The organism is Pseudooceanicola profundus (genome assembly GCF_054919315.1).
This window is the reverse complement of record NZ_CM142898.1, coordinates 4,110,613-4,128,008: the sequence shown is the minus strand read 5'-3', so window position 1 is coordinate 4,128,008 and position 17,396 is coordinate 4,110,613. Positions and strand designations below refer to the sequence as shown.

The 17,396-nt window shown below is 68.8% G+C and carries 15 protein-coding genes; all 15 read left to right on the top strand.

Annotated features, from left to right (window positions below; all coding sequences use genetic code 11):
• The first annotated feature begins 218 nt into the window (after nt 1-218).
• Nucleotides 219-1,136 carry a branched-chain amino acid ABC transporter permease gene (locus ACX9MO_RS18855; protein ID WP_222490100.1) on the top strand — a complete coding sequence of 306 codons (918 nt, stop codon included), beginning with the start codon at nt 219-221 and terminating at the stop codon, nt 1,134-1,136.
• Nucleotides 1,136-2,053: a branched-chain amino acid ABC transporter permease gene (locus tag ACX9MO_RS18850; RefSeq protein WP_462212959.1), complete on the top strand. Its 918-nt coding sequence runs from the start codon at nt 1,136-1,138 to the stop codon at nt 2,051-2,053. Before ACX9MO_RS18855 ends, ACX9MO_RS18850 begins: the two co-directional genes overlap by 1 nt.
• Nucleotides 2,053-2,847 carry an ABC transporter ATP-binding protein gene (locus ACX9MO_RS18845; RefSeq protein WP_222490098.1) on the top strand — a complete coding sequence of 265 codons (795 nt, stop codon included), beginning with the start codon at nt 2,053-2,055 and terminating at the stop codon, nt 2,845-2,847. The genes ACX9MO_RS18850 and ACX9MO_RS18845 overlap by 1 nt, the downstream gene beginning before the upstream one ends.
• Complete coding sequence (locus ACX9MO_RS18840; RefSeq protein WP_462214480.1) at nt 2,840-3,544, top strand: ABC transporter ATP-binding protein; 705 nt, start codon at nt 2,840-2,842, stop codon at nt 3,542-3,544. The genes ACX9MO_RS18845 and ACX9MO_RS18840 overlap by 8 nt, the downstream gene beginning before the upstream one ends.
• A 64-nt stretch (nt 3,545-3,608) precedes the next feature.
• A complete protein-coding gene (locus tag ACX9MO_RS18835) occupies nt 3,609-4,784 on the top strand; it encodes an ABC transporter substrate-binding protein (RefSeq protein WP_222490097.1) in 1,176 nt (391 codons plus the stop codon).
• Between the two features lie 59 nt (nt 4,785-4,843).
• Nucleotides 4,844-5,803, top strand: a complete 960-nt coding sequence (locus ACX9MO_RS18830) for a TAXI family TRAP transporter solute-binding subunit (RefSeq protein WP_462212958.1) — start codon at nt 4,844-4,846, stop codon at nt 5,801-5,803.
• A gap of 151 nt (nt 5,804-5,954) precedes the next feature.
• On the top strand, nt 5,955-7,874 hold the full coding sequence (locus ACX9MO_RS18825) for a TRAP transporter permease (protein ID WP_462212957.1): 1,920 nt from the start codon (nt 5,955-5,957) through the stop codon (nt 7,872-7,874).
• 137 nt (nt 7,875-8,011) lie between these two features.
• Nucleotides 8,012-8,806, top strand: coding sequence for an SDR family NAD(P)-dependent oxidoreductase (locus tag ACX9MO_RS18820; protein ID WP_462212956.1), 795 nt, complete (start codon nt 8,012-8,014; stop codon nt 8,804-8,806).
• Nucleotides 8,803-10,302: a sugar ABC transporter ATP-binding protein gene (locus tag ACX9MO_RS18815; RefSeq protein WP_462212955.1), complete on the top strand. Its 1,500-nt coding sequence runs from the start codon at nt 8,803-8,805 to the stop codon at nt 10,300-10,302. The genes ACX9MO_RS18820 and ACX9MO_RS18815 overlap by 4 nt, the downstream gene beginning before the upstream one ends.
• Nucleotides 10,303-10,336: 34 nt before the next feature.
• Complete coding sequence (locus ACX9MO_RS18810) at nt 10,337-11,323, top strand: ABC transporter permease (RefSeq protein WP_222490092.1); 987 nt, start codon at nt 10,337-10,339, stop codon at nt 11,321-11,323.
• 90 nt (nt 11,324-11,413) lie between these two features.
• Nucleotides 11,414-12,406: a sugar ABC transporter substrate-binding protein gene (locus ACX9MO_RS18805; RefSeq protein WP_462212954.1), complete on the top strand. Its 993-nt coding sequence runs from the start codon at nt 11,414-11,416 to the stop codon at nt 12,404-12,406.
• Between the two features lie 75 nt (nt 12,407-12,481).
• Nucleotides 12,482-13,570 carry a Zn-dependent alcohol dehydrogenase gene (locus ACX9MO_RS18800; RefSeq protein WP_462212953.1) on the top strand — a complete coding sequence of 363 codons (1,089 nt, stop codon included), beginning with the start codon at nt 12,482-12,484 and terminating at the stop codon, nt 13,568-13,570.
• The gene (locus tag ACX9MO_RS18795; protein ID WP_462212952.1) at nt 13,567-14,034 is read left to right on the top strand and encodes a (2Fe-2S)-binding protein; all 468 of its coding nucleotides are present in this window, start codon (nt 13,567-13,569) and stop codon (nt 14,032-14,034) included. The genes ACX9MO_RS18800 and ACX9MO_RS18795 overlap by 4 nt, the downstream gene beginning before the upstream one ends.
• On the top strand, nt 14,031-15,071 hold the full coding sequence (locus tag ACX9MO_RS18790) for an FAD binding domain-containing protein (protein WP_462212951.1): 1,041 nt from the start codon (nt 14,031-14,033) through the stop codon (nt 15,069-15,071). Before ACX9MO_RS18795 ends, ACX9MO_RS18790 begins: the two co-directional genes overlap by 4 nt.
• The gene (locus ACX9MO_RS18785; RefSeq protein ID WP_462212950.1) at nt 15,061-17,355 is read left to right on the top strand and encodes a xanthine dehydrogenase family protein molybdopterin-binding subunit; all 2,295 of its coding nucleotides are present in this window, start codon (nt 15,061-15,063) and stop codon (nt 17,353-17,355) included. Before ACX9MO_RS18790 ends, ACX9MO_RS18785 begins: the two co-directional genes overlap by 11 nt.
• Nucleotides 17,356-17,396 lie beyond the last annotated feature (41 nt).

The window sequence follows — 17,396 nt, the reverse complement described above, 5'->3', positions numbered from 1 at the left end:
TTGCGCAAAATGAGGGGAATTCGCGATATGAGGACCAGTTTTGGCGCTTGTGCGGTGAATTATTGTGCATCGACGGTGTTCTTTTTCACCTGGTGAACACCCGGGCGCGCAGTTTGGCTGGACCGATGCCGGGTTTTGTTGTTCGGATTTGTCCAGTCAAAGATGAAAGGGCCCCTCCGAATGTATACCGTTTCTCTTCCCTCGGCGGGGCATCGCGGATGCTTCTGATCCAGCAGATCGTGAACGGCCTGATGCTCGGCTCGGTCTACGTGACCGTGGCCGTGGCCTTCACCCTGACCATCAGCATCCTGAACTTCCTGAATTTCACGATCCCGACGCTCTTCATGGTCGCGGGCATGGTGGGTTGGGGGCTGGCCTTCTTCGGGCTGCCCTTCGGCCTTGGTGGTCCGCTGCCCTGGCCGCTGGCGCTTGCCGCGGGCATAGCCGTTGCAGTGGCCTGCTCGCTCATCGTGGAGCGGTTCACCTTCCGCTACATGAAGATGAAGCACGGCGATTCGACCGAACACGCGATCCCGCTGGTGTCCTCGCTGGGGTTCCTGCTGATCCTCGAGAACCTCGTGCGGATCTCCTATGGCTCTGACGCGCAACGCTTTCCGGGGCCGGGCGCGGACCTGACAGCGAACATCGGCGGGATCTTCGTCCGCGTGCCGCAACTGGTCAGCTTCGTCCTCGTGATCGGGCTGATCCTCGGGCTGGTCTGGGTGATCAACGCCACCCGCACCGGGCGCGGCCTGCGCGCCATCGCGGAAAATCCCGATGCGGCGGCGCTGCTGGGGGTGGAACCCAACCGTGTCGTGCCCATCGTCTTCATGCTGACCGGGATGCTCTGCGGTCTGGCAGGGGCGCTCTTTGCCGTGAACTACGGCGAAGTCAGCCCCCAGATGGGCGAGGACATCGGCTCCAAGGCGATCGCCGGCATGGTCGTCGGCGGGCTCGGCTCGCTCTGGGGCGCGGTCGCGGGCGGCGTGATCGTCGGCCTGATCGAGATGCTCACCATTCACTTCTTCGGCGCGGACACCGTGCAGGCCGCCGTCTGGGGCGCGCTGCTGATCACGTTGCTGATCCGCCCGCAGGGACTTTTCGGACATAACGCCATCGGCAAGGGGAAACTGTGATGAGCGGCTACTGGAGCGGGATCATCACCCTGCTGTCGATCAACGTGGTCTTTGCCTATGGCATCTACCTCGCCGTGGCCACCGGCCAGCTGAACCTTGGCGGCGCAGGCTTCCAGGCGCTTGGTGCCTATGCCGCGGCCTGGCTCTGTGCCGAACAGGGCTGGCCGATCTGGGCCACCCTCGGGGCCTCCGCCTTGGTGGCGGGCGGCATCGGCTTTGCCTTTGCCTTCCCGATCCTGCGGCTGAAGGGCGTCTACCTCGTCCTTGGCACCTTTGCCTTCGCGGAGGTCGTGGCGGGGGTCATCATCAACTCCGACGCCCTCGGCGGGGCCATGGGCCTGCCGGTGCCCGAGTTCATCGACTGGAACGTGCCCGCCATCGCGGCGGTCTGCGTGGCGCTTTTCTGCTTCTACCTGATGTCCACCCGGCTGGGGCTGGCGGTGCGCGCGGTGCATGACGACGACGTGGTCTGCGACCTGCTGGGCGTGGACGTGCGGCTGGTGCGCGTGGCGCTCTTCGCCCTCGGTGCGGCGCTCGCGGGCTTCGCGGGCGGGCTCTATGCCCATGCCTACACCTATGTCGAAGTGCAGACCTTCAACGCCTCGCTCTCCATCTACGTGCTGCTCTACGTCCTCCTCGGCGGGGCGCAGACAGCATGGGGTCCGCTGGCGGGGGCGGCCTTCTTCACCCTGCTGCCCGAACTGCTGCGCAACACGCTGCCGGCAATAAAGTCCGGACTCTACGCGCTCTTCGGGGCCGAGGGCTCCATGTCGCCCCCGGATGAAAGCTGGCGCTTCGTGGCGCTTGGCGTGGTGACGGTGCTGATGATGGTCTTCCGCTCCGAGGGTCTGATCACCCGGACCATGGTCGAACGCGTCAGCCACCCGTTCCGCAGCACCCGGAAGGAGGCCCTGTGATGGCCGAGCCGCTGCTTTCCGTCGAAAACCTCTCGATCGCCTTCGGGGGTCTCAAGGTGATCAATGATGTCAGCTTCGACCTCGAACAGGGCGGGCGTCTGGCGCTGATCGGCCCGAACGGGGCAGGGAAGACGACGATCTTCAACCTGCTCTCGGGCGTCTACCGGCAGGACACGGGCCATATCCGTCTGGGCGGCGAGGTGATCGACGACGTCCCCAGCCGCAAGCGGATCGGATATGGCATGGCGCGGTCGTTCCAGAACATCCGCCTGATGCCGCACCTGTCCGTGGTGGAGAACGTGATGATGGGGCAGCACGCGCGCCCGGATCGTCCCGGCCGTCTGCTGGCGCCGCTTTCGATCTTCGGCCGCTCCCGTGCCCGGGCCGAGGCCGAGGCGCTGCTGGCCGAGATGGGCGTGGAGGTCGCACCGGGGCAGGACGTCTCGACGCTGCCCTATGGCATCCGCAAGAAGATCGAACTGGTCCGCGCGCTCGCCGCCCGTCCGCGTCTGCTGCTGCTGGACGAACCCGCCGCGGGCCTGAACGAGACCGAGACCGGGGAGCTGATGGCCTTCCTCGACCGGATTTCCGACAGCGGTGTGACGCTGCTGGTGGTGGAGCATGACATGGCCCTCGTGCGGTCGCTCTGCGACCGGGCGGTGGTGCTGAACTTCGGTCAGAAAATCTACGATGGCAGCACGGCCGACGTGCAGAAGGACCCGCTGGTGCTGGAGGCCTATCTGGGCCCGCGCCACGCCGGAGAGAGCGCGAAGGAGGCTGAGAATGTTGCTTGAGGTCAAGGACCTGGAGGTCACCTATGGCCGCACCAAGGCGGTGCGGGGCGTGTCGCTTTCGGTCGATGCCGGCGAGATTGTCACCGTTCTGGGCGCAAACGGGGCGGGCAAGACCTCGCTCCTGCGCGCGCTTCAGGGGGCACGCAAGCCGCAGGGCGGGCAGATCCTCTTCGACGACGAGGACCTGACCGGCATGACGGCCTCGGCCCGGGTGGCGCGCGGCATGGCGCTGGTGCCCGAGGGGCGGCAGATCTTCGTCTCCATGACGGTCGAGGAGAACCTGCTGATGGGCGCCTACCTGCGCACCGACGGCGAGGTGAAGCGCGACCGCGAGGGCATCTATGACCGCTTCCCCAATCTGGCCGAGCGCAAGGACATGCGGGCCTCCGTCCTCTCGGGCGGGGAGCAGCAGATGCTGGCGGTGGGCCGCGCGCTCGTCTCGCGGCCCCGGCTGATCATGCTGGATGAACCCTCGCTGGGGCTCTCGCCGCTCTTCGTGCAGCGCCTCTTCGACCTGATCGAGGAACTGAACCGCGACGGGATCTCGATCCTGCTGGTCGAGCAGAACACCCATATGGCGCTCTCCGTGGCGGCGCGGGGCGTCGTGCTGGAGCTGGGCCGGGCGACGCTCTCGGGACCGGCGGCACAACTGGCCGCGGATCCCAGCCTGGCCGAGGCCTACCTGGGCGCGGCCTGACGGCCCGAAACGCACAAGATAGAAATAACAAAAGACAACAAATTCCAACAAGGAGCCTGAAAACATGAAACTTCGCACGCACTTGCTTGCAGCTGCCGCGATCGTGGTCGCGCTGCCGGCCTACGCCCAGGACACCATCAAGATCGGCAATATCGTCGCCGCATCGGGCTTCCTGAAGAGCGTGGGCGAAACCGCGATCACCGCATTCGACATCGCGGTGGACGAGATCAACGCCGCCGGTGGCGTGAACGGCAAACCGATCGAGCTGATCCGCTTCGACAGCGGCTCCGACCCGCGCCAGGCCTCGGTCGGGGCGCGCAAGCTGATCCAGGACGACGACGTGCTCGCCATCCTCGGGCCGTTCTCCTCGGGCGAATCCCGGGTGGCGATGAACGATGCCGAACGGTTCAAGACGCTGATGATCCCGACGGCCGCCTCGGCCCCCGGGCTGACCGAGGGCCGCACCTACAGCTGGCGCCTGACCGAGGACGAGCAGAAGCAGTTCTCGCGCCTGCTGACGGCGCTGACCGCCTCGGATATCCCGCACAAGACCGCCGAGATCGTCTATGTCTCGGACGAGGTCGTCGCCAATTCCGCCGGCACGCAGCTCTATCCTGCGCTCTTGAAGGAGGCAGGCATCGAGACCGGCGAGCCGATCCCGGTGCAGTACAAATCCTTCGACATGTCGGCGCAGGTCGCCACGATCATGCAGAAGAACCCCGATATCGTCGCCGTCGCGGGCCTGCCGGAATCCGCCTCCAAGATCATCAAGGAACTGCGCCGTCAGGGCTACGAGGGCCGGGTGATCGGCTCGCAGATCTTCGCCGATCCCAACGTGACCGAGCTCTTCGGCCCGGAAGGTGATGGCACCATCGTCGTCGCGGGCTTCTGGAAGGACCGTACCCCGCAGGCCGCCGCCTTCAACGAGGAGCTGCTGGCCCTGCTGGACGAGAAGGGCATCCACAAGCTGGGCGCGCACCATACGGATGCGCAGGCCTATGACGGGGTCTACCTGCTCAAGCAGCTGATGGAAGCCACCGGCATCACCGGCGACCCCGAGATGGTCGAGGAAGAGCGTGCGAAACTGGCATCGGCCATGGAAGGTGTCCATTTCAACGGCATCGTGGGTGATGACATCTGTTTCGCCGGTCATGACGCCGAGCTTCCCGGCTATGTCATCGAGATCAAGGACGGTCAGTGGACCAAGTTCGCGGAAGCCGCCGCAGATAAGTGCGAGTGACCCTGCCTGCCGCCCGGACAGGCTCCGGGCGGCCAGCATGTCCCACTAGGAGAGTTCAGATGTTCCATTCCCGTTTCCTCAAGACCGCCACGCTGACGGCTGCGCTGACGCTCGGCACCGCCGGGCTGGCCGCCGCCCAGACCGTCGCCATGGGCACCACCAAGGGCGGCGCCACGGCGCAGGTCTCCAACGCGCTCGCCGCCGTGATCTCGGACGGGTCCGCGCTGATGGTGCGCCCGCAGGCGATGGCCAATACCTCGCAGTACCTGCCGCTGGTGGACAGCGGCCGCGTCGAATTCGGCATCGCCAACCTGCCGCAGGCCAGTTTCGCCGTGAAGGGCATCGCCATGTCCGAAGGCCACGCCATGCCGGGCCTCGAAATGGTCGCCACGCTGATCCCCTTCAACGTGGGTCTGCTGGTCCCGTCCTCGCTGGAGATCTCGGACATCGCGGGCCTTGCCGGCAAGCGGGTGCCCAAGTTCCAGGACGGGGCGCTCGGCGATTACGTCATCAAGGCCGTGCTCTCCACCGCGGGGCTGACCTATGACGACGTGACCCCGGTGCCGACGGCGAACTTCCCGGCCATGTTCCAGGCGATCAAGGACGGGCTCACGGATGTGACCATCGCCACCGTGGGCTCGCAGCCGACCTACGACATCGAGGCCGCCGTCGGGGGCGTCACCTATCTGACCCTCAAGGAGGGCGACGAGGCGGTGCTGGACGAGGCACTGCCCGGCACCGTCCTGAAGACCTGGGAAGGCGCCAAGGAGATGCCCGGCATTTCCGCCGAGACGGTGACCTTCAGCTATCCCTACATGCTCTTCGCCAGTGCCGAGGCCTCGGACGAGGTCGTCACGGCGGCGGCCAAGGCGCTGTACGACGGCGAGGCGGCGTTGAAATCCCACGGGCCCCTCTGGGCCGAGTTCGATCCCGCCCTGATGGCCTCCGCGCAGACGCTGCCCTACCACCCGGCGGCCAAGGCTTTCTACGAAAGCGTCGGAGTCTGGCCCGCCGAGTAAGCGACCCACACCCCGGGGCCGCCGCGCGCGGCCCTGTCTCCCCGCGCCAGACTTCTTGCGGCGCGGGGACCCGAGTTTCCGGAGACTACCCTTGTCTGATCCCGTGACCGACCCCGTGACTAAGCCTGAGAGTGCGCCTGTGCGTGAGCCCGTGTCTGACCCCGTAGTCGCCCCGTCGCCGCTGGCCCGCTGCGCGGCGCTCTACGGGTCCGCCCTCTGCGTGATCACGCCGCTACTGGCGATCGTCTGGGTGCTCTCCGTGCCGCAGCGCATGGGGCTGCTGATCTACCCGGAGCAGGTGGCCAGCCTCATGCTGGGTGCCGCAATGTCGGTGGTGTTCCTGCGTGATATCAAGGTATTGCGTGGCGTGCCTCTTGCGGTGGACCTGTGCCTTGCCGCGGCCTCCACGGCGCTTGCCTTCTGGGTCTTCGTCCGCTTCCCGGTCCTCTCGGAGGGCCAGTTCATGCATCCCACCGAAAGCGCGGCCCTCGGCCTCGTCGTCGTGCTCCTCGTGATGGAGGGGCTGCGCCGGGTTGTGGGCTGGACGCTGGTGGTGATCTTCGCCGTTGTCCTGCTCTACGCGCTCTTCGGGGACCTCGCGCCCGCGGCCATCGCGGGCCGGCCGATGCCGCTGGGGGATGTACTGGGCTTCCTGGGCGCGGACAGCACGGCCACATGGGGGCAGGCGCTCCAGATCGCGGCCTTCATCGTGGTGGTCTTCGTGCTCTTCGGGGGCATGCTGATGTGCGTGGGCGGCGGCGATTTCTTCACGCAGGTGGCCCTGAAGGCTGCGGGCGATGGGCCGGGCAATACCGCCAAGGTGGCTGTCGGGGCCTCGGCGCTGATGGGCTCCGTCTCGGGCTCTGCCGTGTCCAACGTCATGTCCACCGGCGTGATGACCATCCCGCTGATGAAACGCGCGGGCTTCCGGCCCGAACAGGCGGGCGCCATCGAGGCCGTCGCCTCCACCGGTGGGCAGCTGATGCCGCCGATCATGGGCGCCGCCGCCTTCCTGATGGCCGAGATCCTGCAAATTCCCTACCGCGAGATCCTGCTGGCCGCGCTGCTGCCGGCGGCGCTCTACTACATCTCCATCTTCACCCAGATCGACTTCATCGCGCGCCGCGACCGGATCGCCGCCTTTGACGGGGTGGAGCGCGCGCCGATGCTCGCGATCCTGCGCCGGGGCTGGATTCCCGTCCTGGCCTTTGCCGTGCTGATCCTGCTGATCTTCGAGATGCGGATGCGGGCCGAGGCGGCGGCGGTCTGGACTGTCTTCACCATCGCACTTCTCGGGGCGGGGGCGCATTTTGCCCGGCTCGGCGGGGCGTCGCCTGCCAAGCTGCTGGAGGCCTTCGTGGCCACCGGACGCACCACCTGCGACGTGCTGCTGATCACCGCCGCGGCGGGGATGATCATCGGGCTGCTCTCGGTCACCGGGCTCGGCTTCGCGCTCAGCTATTACCTGCTGGATTTCGGCGAGGGGAACCTCTTTGGGCTGCTGCTGGTCACCGGTCTCGTTGGCATCGTGCTGGGCCTCGGGCTGCCGACATCGGGGGTCTACCTGCTACTGGCCTCACTGGCCGCGCCCGCGCTCGTGCAGCTCGGCATTCCCGATCTCAACGCGCATATGTTCGTCTTCTACTACGGCATGCTGTCGATGATCACGCCTCCGATCGCGCTTGCCGCCTTCGCCGCCGCCTCGATCTCGGGCGCGTCGCAGGTCAGGACCGGGCTCGAGGCCTTCCGCTTCGGCTGGATCGCCTACCTGCTGCCCTTCTTCTTCATCTACAAGCCGGGGCTCCTGATGCAGGGCAGCGCCTGGGACGTGATCTATGTCTTCGTCAGCGCCATCGCGGCGATGGTGCTGGTCACCGGCGCCATCGTCGGCCATGCCCGCCAGCCGCTCTCTCCGGGGATGCGCGGGGTCTGGGCCCTTGCCGGGCTTGCCATGATGGCACCGCTGCACGAGATGGCCGGCTGGGGGCTGGAATACGCCGTGTCGGCGCTTGGTCTCGGGCTGGTGGTCTTCGCCATGCGCCGGGTCGGGGCCGATGCGGTGACCGCGTAAGCGGCGGTCGGGCAGGGCGCAAAAATACGTATCAAAATGTCAGCTATACATTGACAAGTATGGACAACTAAGGGTTTCCTTAGGTCAAGAGTTCCGGTCAACCTGAGAGGTTGGCCACCCCATCCGGGAGACTAATCATGTCATTGCCTGAAGTGGCCGGCGTCCTTTCCGGACGTCGCGCCGTCGTGACCGGCGCGAGCCGGGGTCTTGGTCGTGCCATCGCGCAAGCCCTTGCAGCAGAGGGCGCACATGTCGTTCTGACGGGCCGCGACGTCGCGGCACTGGAGGAGACGGGCGCGGCGATTGCCGCAGCGGGCGGCACTTCGGAGGCCCAAGCGCTGGAGATCACCGACGCGGAGGCCGTAGAAGCCTTTGCCGAAAAGGTATGGACCAATGCGCCGATCGACGTGGTCTTCGCCAATGCCGGTATCAGCCTGACGCGCCCGGCGGTGGAGACGACACCCGCCGACATGGCCCGCATCCTCGATGCCAACGTGCTGGGGACCTACGCCACGCTGCGCGCCTTCGGCAGCCGGATGCTCGCACGGGGCCAAGGTCAGCAGGGCCATGGTCAGAAAGGGCAGGGCAAGCTGATCGCGACCTCCTCGGACATCGGCATCCGGGGCTCGGCGGGCTGGGTCGCCTATGCCGCCAGCAAGGGCGCGGTGAACGCCATGGTCAAGACGCTGGCCTGGGAATGGGCGCCGGCGCTGACGGTGAATGCCATTGCGCCGGGGGCCTTTGCCACCGACATCAACAGCCACCTGCTGGGCCAGCCCGAGATCATGGCCGCCATTGAGGCCGAAACACCGCTGGCCCGCGTCGGACGGGCCGAGGAGATCGGCCCGCTTGCGGTCTTCATGGCGGGCCCCGGATCGGACTTCATGACAGGCGAGATCATCAGCCTCGATGGCGGGATCAAGAAGGCATGAGCGCGCCGACCCTCTCCGCCACGGGGATCCGCAAGACCTTCGGGCCGACGGTCGCGCTCGACGCGGCGCAGGCCGTGCTGCATCCGGGCGAAATCCACGCCCTGATGGGCGAGAACGGCTCGGGCAAGTCGACGCTGCTGACGATCCTCGCGGGGGTGCAGCAACCCGATCAGGGCACGATCACCCTCGACGGGCGCGTGCTGGACGACCTGACGCCCGCCACGGCCCGCAGCTACGGCATCGCCGTCGTCAGCCAGGAGCCGCAGATGGCCCCGGCGCTGACCGTGGGAGAGAACATCATGCTGGGCCGGCTGCCGGTGCGCGCCGGCAAGGTCGACTGGCGCGCTACCCATCTGCGCGCGGCGGAGGTGCTGGCGGAACTGCACCTCGACATCGACCCGCGCACCCCGGTGTCGGCGCTGCCGCTGGGACGGCGGCAGCTGGTGGAGATCGCCAAGGCCCTCGTGGACCGGCCCCGGGTGCTGCTGCTGGACGAGGCGACCTCCTCGCTGGACGAGGCCGAGACACGCACGCTCTTCGGCCTGCTGGAGCGGATGAAGGCGGCGGGCTGCGCGATTGCCTTCGTCTCGCACCGCATGACCGAGGTGATGGACCACGCCGACCGTGCCACGGTGCTGCGCGACGGACAGTACATCGGCACCCGCACCCTGCGCGAGACCGACGAGCGCGAGCTGGTCTCGATGATGGTGGGCCGCGACCTGAAATCCTACTGGCACAAGGCCGAGGTGAGCCCGGGCGACCGGCTGCTGCGCATGGTGCGCGTGTCCCGCGGGGCGCTGAAAAGCATCGACCTGACGGTGAACGCTGGCGAAATCGTGGGGCTTGCGGGCCTCGTGGGCAGCGGGCGCAGTGCGCTGCTGCGGACCATCGCGGGGGTGAAGAAGGCCGAGGCGGGCGAGATGTTCTTCGGCGGCCATTCGGTCCGGATCGAGAGCCCGCGACAGGCCCGGCGCCTCGGCATCGGCTACGTGCCCGAGGACCGCAAGGGCGAGGGGCTGGTGATGCACTGGTCGCTCTACCGCAACGCCGGTCTCAGCCGGGTCGCGGCGCTCAAGGCGCTTGCGCCGGTGACCGGGCGGATCGACCGCGCGGCCTATGACGCGGGGACGCAGGGCCTGAAGGTGCGGACATCCGATCCGCGCCAGGCGGTGTCTGAGCTCTCGGGCGGGAACCAGCAGAAGGTGCTGATCGCCCGCGAACTGGCGATCACCCCGCGGCTCCTGCTGCTCGACGAGCCGACCCGGGGCGTCGACGTGGGCGCCAAGGAGGACATCTACGCCCAGATTGCCGAACTGGTGAAGGGCGGCATGGGGCTGATCATCGCCTCGTCGGAATTGCAGGAACTGCTGGGGGTCTGTGACCGGATCCTCGTGCTCTACCAGGGCCAGATCGTGGCCGACCTCACCGCCGCCGAGGCGGACGAGGAGACGCTGGCCTACTGGGCCTCGGGCGCGCATGAGATCGGCGCGGCCTGACCATGAACCATCCAGAGATCGGGGACCGCCGCAGATGAGCGCCACTGACACTTCCACCACCGCTTCCCCGCCCGACACCACGGGCGGTCCGGGGGCCTTCCTGCGGCGCTATGCGGGCGTCGGCGCGGCGCTTGTCGTGCTCATCGTCTTCCTGTCGCTGACGCAGGAGAACTTCCTGAAGTACAACAACATCATGAACATCCTGCGGACCAACGCGGTGATGTTCGTGGCCGCCGTCGGTCTGACCTTCGTCATCGTCAGCCAGGGGCTCGACCTGTCGGTCGGCTCGATGACGGCGCTCGGGGGCGTGATCCTGGCAGAGCTGCTGACCTCCGGCGTGGGGGCCTGGCCCGCGATCGTGCTGACGATCCTTGCCTGCACCGCGCTCGGGGCGCTCGTTAACGGGGGGCTGATCGCCTATGGCGGGTTCAACTTCTTCGTGGTGACGCTGGCGATGCTGCAACTGCTGCGCGGCGCCGCGCTGGTGCTCTCCAACGGCTCGCCGACCTCCACCTTCATGTGGGCCCCGGTGCAATGGGTGGGCGACGGCCGGATCGGTGCGCTGCCGGTGCCGGTGCTGATCGCCGCGCTGATCGGGGTGATCGGCTATGCGGTGATGCGGTGGACGCGCTTCGGCCGCGCCGTCTACGCGGTCGGCGGCAACGAGACCGCCGCCCGGCTTGCGGGCATCGACGTGCGCCGGGTGCGGCTGACGGTCTACGCGATCTCTGCCGCCTGCGCCGGTGTCTCTGCCGTGATGCTCACCGGGCGGCTGACCTCCTCTCAGCCGGTCTCGGCCGCCGTGGGGCTGGAGCTTTCCGCCGCCGCCGCCGTCCTGCTGGGCGGGGCGAGCTTTGCCGGCGGCTCGGGCAACATCGGGGGCGCGGCGATCGGCGTGCTGTTCCTCGGCGTGCTGGCCAACGGCATCACGCTGGCGGGGGTGCCGTCCTACTGGCAGGGTATCGCCACCGGTCTCGTCCTGATTGCCGCCATCGCACTGGATCGTATCCGGGCGAAATAGGCCCGCAGCCTCCCCGCCATTTCCCATCTCCCGCGGGCGCCTGGCCCCGGGAGCCCGACCCAGAGGGGCCCAAGCCCCCGTATCCCCAACATGGAGTTTTCCGAAATGACCTCTCTCCTCAACCGCCTGCTGACTTCGACGGGGCTCGCCGCGGCCGCCCTCGCGGGCAGCCTCTCCGCCGCGCAGGCGCAGGATTTCACCGTCGGCATCCTTGGCGCGAACTACGCCATTCCCGCCGCCCGCGCCCAGTACGAGGGCCTTGCCGCCGCGCTCAAGGAACGCGGGATCGACTATCGCTTCTACGATGCGATCCTCGACATCAACACGCAGGTGGCCCAGATCGACCAGGCGATCACCGCCGGCGTGGATGCCATCGTGATCAACGTCGCGGGCGATCCGAACGCGGTGCTGGCGCCGCTGAACCGCGCCGATGAGGCGGGCATCATGGTCTTCGGCCTCGGCCCGGCGCCGGGGTTCGAACACATGCTGGTGCAGGCCGACAATGCCGCGCCGGAACATGGCGTCCGCTCGGGCGAATGGATGTGCGAGGCCACCGGCGGCACCGGCCAGATCGCCATGATCAAGGCCATCGAGATCCCCACGCTCAGCCCCCGCTGGGACAAGTTCCGCGAGACCGTGCAGGCGAAATGCCCCGATCTGGAAATCGTCGCCGAAGAGCGCGCGATCCCCGATGACAGCGCCACGGGCCGCCCGATTGCCGAGAACCTGCTGACCCGTTTCCCGGACCTGAAGGCGATCTGGTCGATGAACGACGGCATCGCGCTTGGCGCCGGTCTGGCCGCGAAATCCGTGGGCCGCGAGGTGATCATCTCCGGCATCAACGGCGAGGTCTTTGCCGGTGAGGGCATCAAGCAGGGGCTGATCGACGTCTCCTGGGACATGGAGCCGGTCAAGATCGGCTACGACCTCGGCGTCTGGGTCGCCGACGTGCTGCAGGGCGAGGTCGAGACCCCGACCGAGACCGTGATCTTCGAGCCGACCGACGTGCCGCAGTGGGACAAGGACACCATCGGCGACTGGAAACCCTACGAAGAGCGCATCGCGTATCCGGGTCTCCAGTAATCCCGCCTGACGCAAGACGTAGGCCTCCGGCATCCGCCGGGGGCCGCACTGATCTCTCCCATGAGGACCGCCGCCATGAAAGCCCTCCTTCTCACCGAAATCGGCAAACCCCAGGAGATCATCGACGATCTCGACGTGGATCTGCCGCAGGAGCACGAGGTGCTCGTGCGCACCTGCGCCTGCGGGCTCTGCCACTCCGACCTGCATTTCCGGCAGGGCAAGTGGACGACCTTCCCGTTGCCCATGGTGCTGGGGCACGAATGCTCGGGCGTGGTGGAGAAGGTGGGATCGCAGGTCAGCTACCTGAAGCCCGGCGATCACGTGGTCGGCTGCCTGACGCCGTTCTGCGGCGAATGCGAGAACTGCATGAAGGGGCGTCCGAACATCTGCACCGGCTCGGGGCTGCAACGGGGCAGCGACAGCCGTCCGAGGCTCATGCGGCGGGGCAAGCCCGTCTCGCAATTCGTTAATCTCTCTGGCTTTTCCGAGATGATGCAGGTGCATGAGCGGGCGCTGGTGAAGATCGACCGGGACTTCCCCATGGACGTTGCCGCGATCATGGGATGTGCCGTGACCACCGGCATGGGCGCTGTCTTCAACACCGCGCAGGTCCGCCCCGGCGAGACGGTGGCCGTCTTCGGCTGTGGCGGCGTGGGGCTCAGCGTCATCCAGGCGGCGCGGATCACCGGCGCGGGCCGGATCATCGCCGTGGACCGTTCCCCGGCGAAGGCCGAGGCCGCGCTCGCCTACGGCGCGACCGATGCCGTCGTCGCCGACGGGATGGAGGTGGCGACGATCCTCGAGATGACCAAGGGCGGCGTCGATCACGGCTTCGAGGCGGTGGGCCTGCCGGCGACGGCACGGGCGGCCTTCGACGTCACCAAGGCGGGCGGGGCCGCGACCATCGTGGGCCTGCTGCCGGAGGGATCGCTGATCTCGGTCGACAGCCAGATGATGACCTTCGATCGCAAGATACAGGGCTCCTCCATGGGCTCGAACCGCTTCCGCATCGACATCCCGCGCTACATGGACATGTACGAGAAGGGCGTGCTGAAGGTGGACGAGATGATCACGGGCCGCATCGCCCTGCCGGAGGTGGACGAGGCGCTCGTCGCCCTCGACACGGGCGACGGGATCACCCGCACCGTGGCGATGTTCTCATGACCCTGCGGCTGACGATCAACGGGCAGGCGCAGGAGATCGCGCTGCCGGACCCGCGCCTCACGTTGCTGGACCTGCTGCGCGATCACCTGCAGCTGACCGGCGCCAAGAAGGGCTGCGACCGGGGCCAGTGCGGGGCCTGCACCGTGCTGGTGAACGGCCGCAGGGTGACCGGCTGCCTGACGCTGGCCGCCACGCTGGAGGGCGCGGAGGTTCTGACCATCGAGGGGCTGTCCTCGGGCGCAGACCTGCACCCGATGCAGCAGGCTTTCCTCGACCACGATGCGCTGCAATGCGGCTTCTGCACGCCGGGCCAGATCATGAGCGCCGTCGCCCTGATGGCCGAGGGCGAAACCGGCGCCGATCCGGACCGGGTGCGCGAGGCGCTGTCGGGCAACCTCTGCCGCTGCGGGGCCCATCCGGGGATCGTCGCCGCGGTCTGTTCGGTGCTAGGAGAGCAGGGATGAAGCCCTTCGACTATCACCGCCCCGAGACGCTGCAGGCGGCGCTGGAGCTGCTGACGGACCCCGGCGCCACGGCCTATGGCGGGGGCACCAACCTGCTCGACATGATGAAATGCGGCGCGGCCCTGCCGGGTACCTTGGTGGACGTGACCGCGCTGCCGGGGCTTCAGGGCGTCTCGCGCGCGGCGGACGGGCGGCTGCGCCTCGGCGCCGCGCTGCGCAACAGTGACCTCGCCCGCGATCCGCTGATCCGGGCCGAGGCGCCGCTCTTGGCCGAGGCAGTCCTCTCCGGGGCCTCGGGCCAGATCCGCAACATGGCCACCACTGCCGGAAACCTCCTTCAGGCGCCGCGCTGTCCCCATTACGCGCTGCCCGAGTCCCCCTGTGCCCGCCGCGACGGCGGCACCGGCTGCGCCGCCCGCGACCATGCGGGACGGGACCATGCGGTCCTCGGCTGGGACGACAGCTGCCGCGCGGTGCATCCCTCCGACCTCTGCGTGGGGCTCGCCGCCCTTGGCGCCACGGTGGAGATCGCGACGCTGGCCGGGCGCAGGGAACGGCCGCTGGCGGCGCTGCATCCGCTGCCCTCCGCCGGGCGCGCGCTGGAGCCGGGCGCGCTGATCACCGCCGTCCTGATCCCGGCCGCCTCCCTCGGCCTGCGGGCCCGGTACGTGAAGGTCCGCGAGCGGACTTCCTTTGCCTTCGCGCTCGTCTCCGCCGCTGCCGGGCTCGAGATCGCGGACGGCCGGATCACCCGCGCCGGTCTCGCCCTTGGCGGGGTGGCCGCGACACCGTGGCGCCGGGCCGAGGCCGAGGCCGCGCTGATCGGCGCCGCGCCCGGGCCCGAGACCTTCGCCCGTGCGGCCGCGCTGCTCCTGCAGGGCGCCAGCCCCTCCGGGGAGAATGGCTTCAAGATTGCCCTGGCCGAGCGGGTCGCGATCCGCGCCCTGGGCGAGGCGGTCACGCCGCGCGCGGGGCAGGCCGCATGGCCCGGATCGGTTTTCGACGCCCCGAAGGAGGACACCCCCGATGTCGCATGACAGCTACCCGATGCGCGCGATGGATGCCGCCGAACACGGGCTCACGCTGCCCGCAGCACCCCTGCGCTATGGCTCGGGCGGGAAGGCGCCCGCGCGGCGCGATGGCCTCGCCAAGGTGACGGGGGCCGCGCTCTACGCCGCCGACCGGCAGGCGGAGGCGCTGCTGCACGCGGCCTATGCCACTGCGCCTGTGGCTCGTGGCCGGGTCGTGGCCCTCGACACGCAGGCGGCGCTTGCCCATCCGGGCGTGGTGCAGGTCTATACCCCCGCCAACCGTCCGCCGCTGGCCCAGCATCCGGACGAGAAACGGCATCCCTTCAACTTCCGCCACGAGGCGCTGCAGGACGACAGCATCCGCTACGCCGGGCAGCCGATCGCCATGGTGCTGGCCGAGACCCCCGAGGCCGCCGCCGAGGGCGCGCGCCTGCTGGCCCCCGAGATCGCGGCAGAGCCGCCCCGCGTGGACCATGACGCCGGCACGCCCTGGCAGCCCGAGATGGTCGGCTTCTTCGCCCCCGCGCAGGCCGAGGTGGGGGACGTGGCCCGCGGCCTCGCCGAGGCCGAACAGGTTGTCGAGGTCGAGGTCGAGACCGCCGACCAGTTCCACAATGCCATGGAGCCGCACGCCATTCTCGCCCGCTGGGAGGGGCCCGAAAAGCTGCTCCTCGACACGCCGAACCAGGGGCCGGTGATGATCGCCGGGCTGGTGGCGGGCTACCTCGGCCTGCCGGAGGGCGCAGTGGAGATCCGCACCCCCTTCATCGGCGGCGGTTTCGGCTCCAAGCTCATGGTCTACGGCGCGATGATCCTCACCGCCCTGGCGGCGCGGGACCTGGGGCGCCCGGTCAAGACGGTGCTGAGCCGGGCGCAGATGTACGGGCCCGTCGGCCACCGGGCCGGAACGCGCCAGCGGCTGCGGCTGGGGATCGGGAGCGGTGGAAGGCTCACCGCGCTGGATCACGAGGTGACGGCGCTCGCCTCCAGCTTCGAGGATTTCGTGGAGCCGTCGGGTCATGCCTCGCAGCATCTCTACGCGATGCCCAACCTCGCCATGCGCCACTCTGCGCGGCGGGTCGATCGCGGCACGCCGGTTGCCATGCGCGCACCGGGGGAGGCCTCGGGGTCTGCCGCGCTGGAGGTCGCGATGGATGTCGCTGCCGAGGCTGCCGGCATGGACCCGCTGGCCTTCCGCCTTGCGAACTACGCCGAGACCGACCCCGCCACCGGGCGACCGTTCTCCTCCAAGGCGCTGCGGGAGTGCTATGCCGCCGGGGCCGAGGCCTTCGGCTGGGCAGGGCGCCCGGCAGCGCGCATGGGCCGCGATGCCGAGGGGCGGCTGATCGGCTGGGGCATGGGCACGTCGCAGTACATGTGCACCATGTACCGGGGCGAGGCGCGGGTGAAGGTCCATGCCGATGGCACCGCGAGTGCGGCGATCGCGGGCGTGGACATGGGGCAGGGTGCCTGGACCATCCTCGCCCAATGCGCGGCCGAGGGGTTGGCCATGGACCCGGAGCGCCTGCGCCTGACCTCCGGCAGCTCGGTCCTGCCGGACGGGGCGGTCGCGGGCGGATCGGGCCATACGGCCACCGCGGGCATGGCGGCCTCGGAAGCGGGGCGCAATGCGGTCGAGCAGCTGATCGCGCTTGCCACCGCCGATCCCGCCTCGCCGCTTTTCGGTGCGGGCAACTCCGGCGTGGTGGCGCGGGACGGGCGGCTGAGCCGCGCCGACGACCCGTCGCGCGGCGAAAGCTACGCCGAGGTCCTCGCCCGCGCCGGACTGGCCGAGGTCGAGGGCCAGGGCGTCGGCGAACGGGTGCAGGCGCACCGGGAGGGCTATGCCATGTTCAGCCATGGCGCGGTCTTTGCCGAGGTGGCGATCGACCCGGAGCTGGCGCAGATGCGGGTGACGCGGATGGTCGGGGCCTTCGCCTGCGGGCGCATCCTCAACCCCCGCATGGTGCAGAGCCAGCTGGAAGGCGGGCTGATCTGGGGCCTGTCCTTCGCCCTGCACGAAGAGGCGCAGTATGACCCGGCCACCGGGCGCATCCTGAACGCCGATCTCGCGGGGTACCACGTGCCGGCCCATGCGGATATCCCGCAGATCACCACGCTGACCGTGGCGGAGGAGGACCCCTACGTGAACGCGCTTGGCGTGAAGGGCGTGGGCGAGGTGGGCATCACCGGCTCTGCCGGGGCGATCGCCAATGCCATCCGCCACGCCACCGGTTTCACGCCGACGCGGTTCCCGATCCGGATCGAGGACGTGCTGGCGCATCTGTGAGCCTGCGCCAGCGGCGCGCGGGCCAGCCAGCTGGTCCGCTG

Bases quoted from the DNA above. Each gene is read 5' to 3' on its own strand.
- ACX9MO_RS18855 (WP_222490100.1), top strand. From the start codon at position 219: ATGCTTCTGATCCAGCAGATCGTGAACGGCCTGATGCTCGGCTCGGTC.
- ACX9MO_RS18850 (WP_462212959.1), top strand. From the start codon at position 1,136: ATGAGCGGCTACTGGAGCGGGATCATCACCCTGCTGTCGATCAACGTG.
- ACX9MO_RS18845 (WP_222490098.1), top strand. From the start codon at position 2,053: ATGGCCGAGCCGCTGCTTTCCGTCGAAAACCTCTCGATCGCCTTCGGG.
- ACX9MO_RS18835 (WP_222490097.1), top strand. From the start codon at position 3,609: ATGAAACTTCGCACGCACTTGCTTGCAGCTGCCGCGATCGTGGTCGCG.
- ACX9MO_RS18830 (WP_462212958.1), top strand. From the start codon at position 4,844: ATGTTCCATTCCCGTTTCCTCAAGACCGCCACGCTGACGGCTGCGCTG.
- ACX9MO_RS18820 (WP_462212956.1), top strand. From the start codon at position 8,012: ATGTCATTGCCTGAAGTGGCCGGCGTCCTTTCCGGACGTCGCGCCGTC.
- ACX9MO_RS18815 (WP_462212955.1), top strand. From the start codon at position 8,803: ATGAGCGCGCCGACCCTCTCCGCCACGGGGATCCGCAAGACCTTCGGG.
- ACX9MO_RS18810 (WP_222490092.1), top strand. From the start codon at position 10,337: ATGAGCGCCACTGACACTTCCACCACCGCTTCCCCGCCCGACACCACG.
- ACX9MO_RS18805 (WP_462212954.1), top strand. From the start codon at position 11,414: ATGGAGTTTTCCGAAATGACCTCTCTCCTCAACCGCCTGCTGACTTCG.
- ACX9MO_RS18800 (WP_462212953.1), top strand. From the start codon at position 12,482: ATGAAAGCCCTCCTTCTCACCGAAATCGGCAAACCCCAGGAGATCATC.
- ACX9MO_RS18795 (WP_462212952.1), top strand. From the start codon at position 13,567: ATGACCCTGCGGCTGACGATCAACGGGCAGGCGCAGGAGATCGCGCTG.
- ACX9MO_RS18790 (WP_462212951.1), top strand. From the start codon at position 14,031: ATGAAGCCCTTCGACTATCACCGCCCCGAGACGCTGCAGGCGGCGCTG.
- ACX9MO_RS18785 (WP_462212950.1), top strand. From the start codon at position 15,061: ATGTCGCATGACAGCTACCCGATGCGCGCGATGGATGCCGCCGAACAC.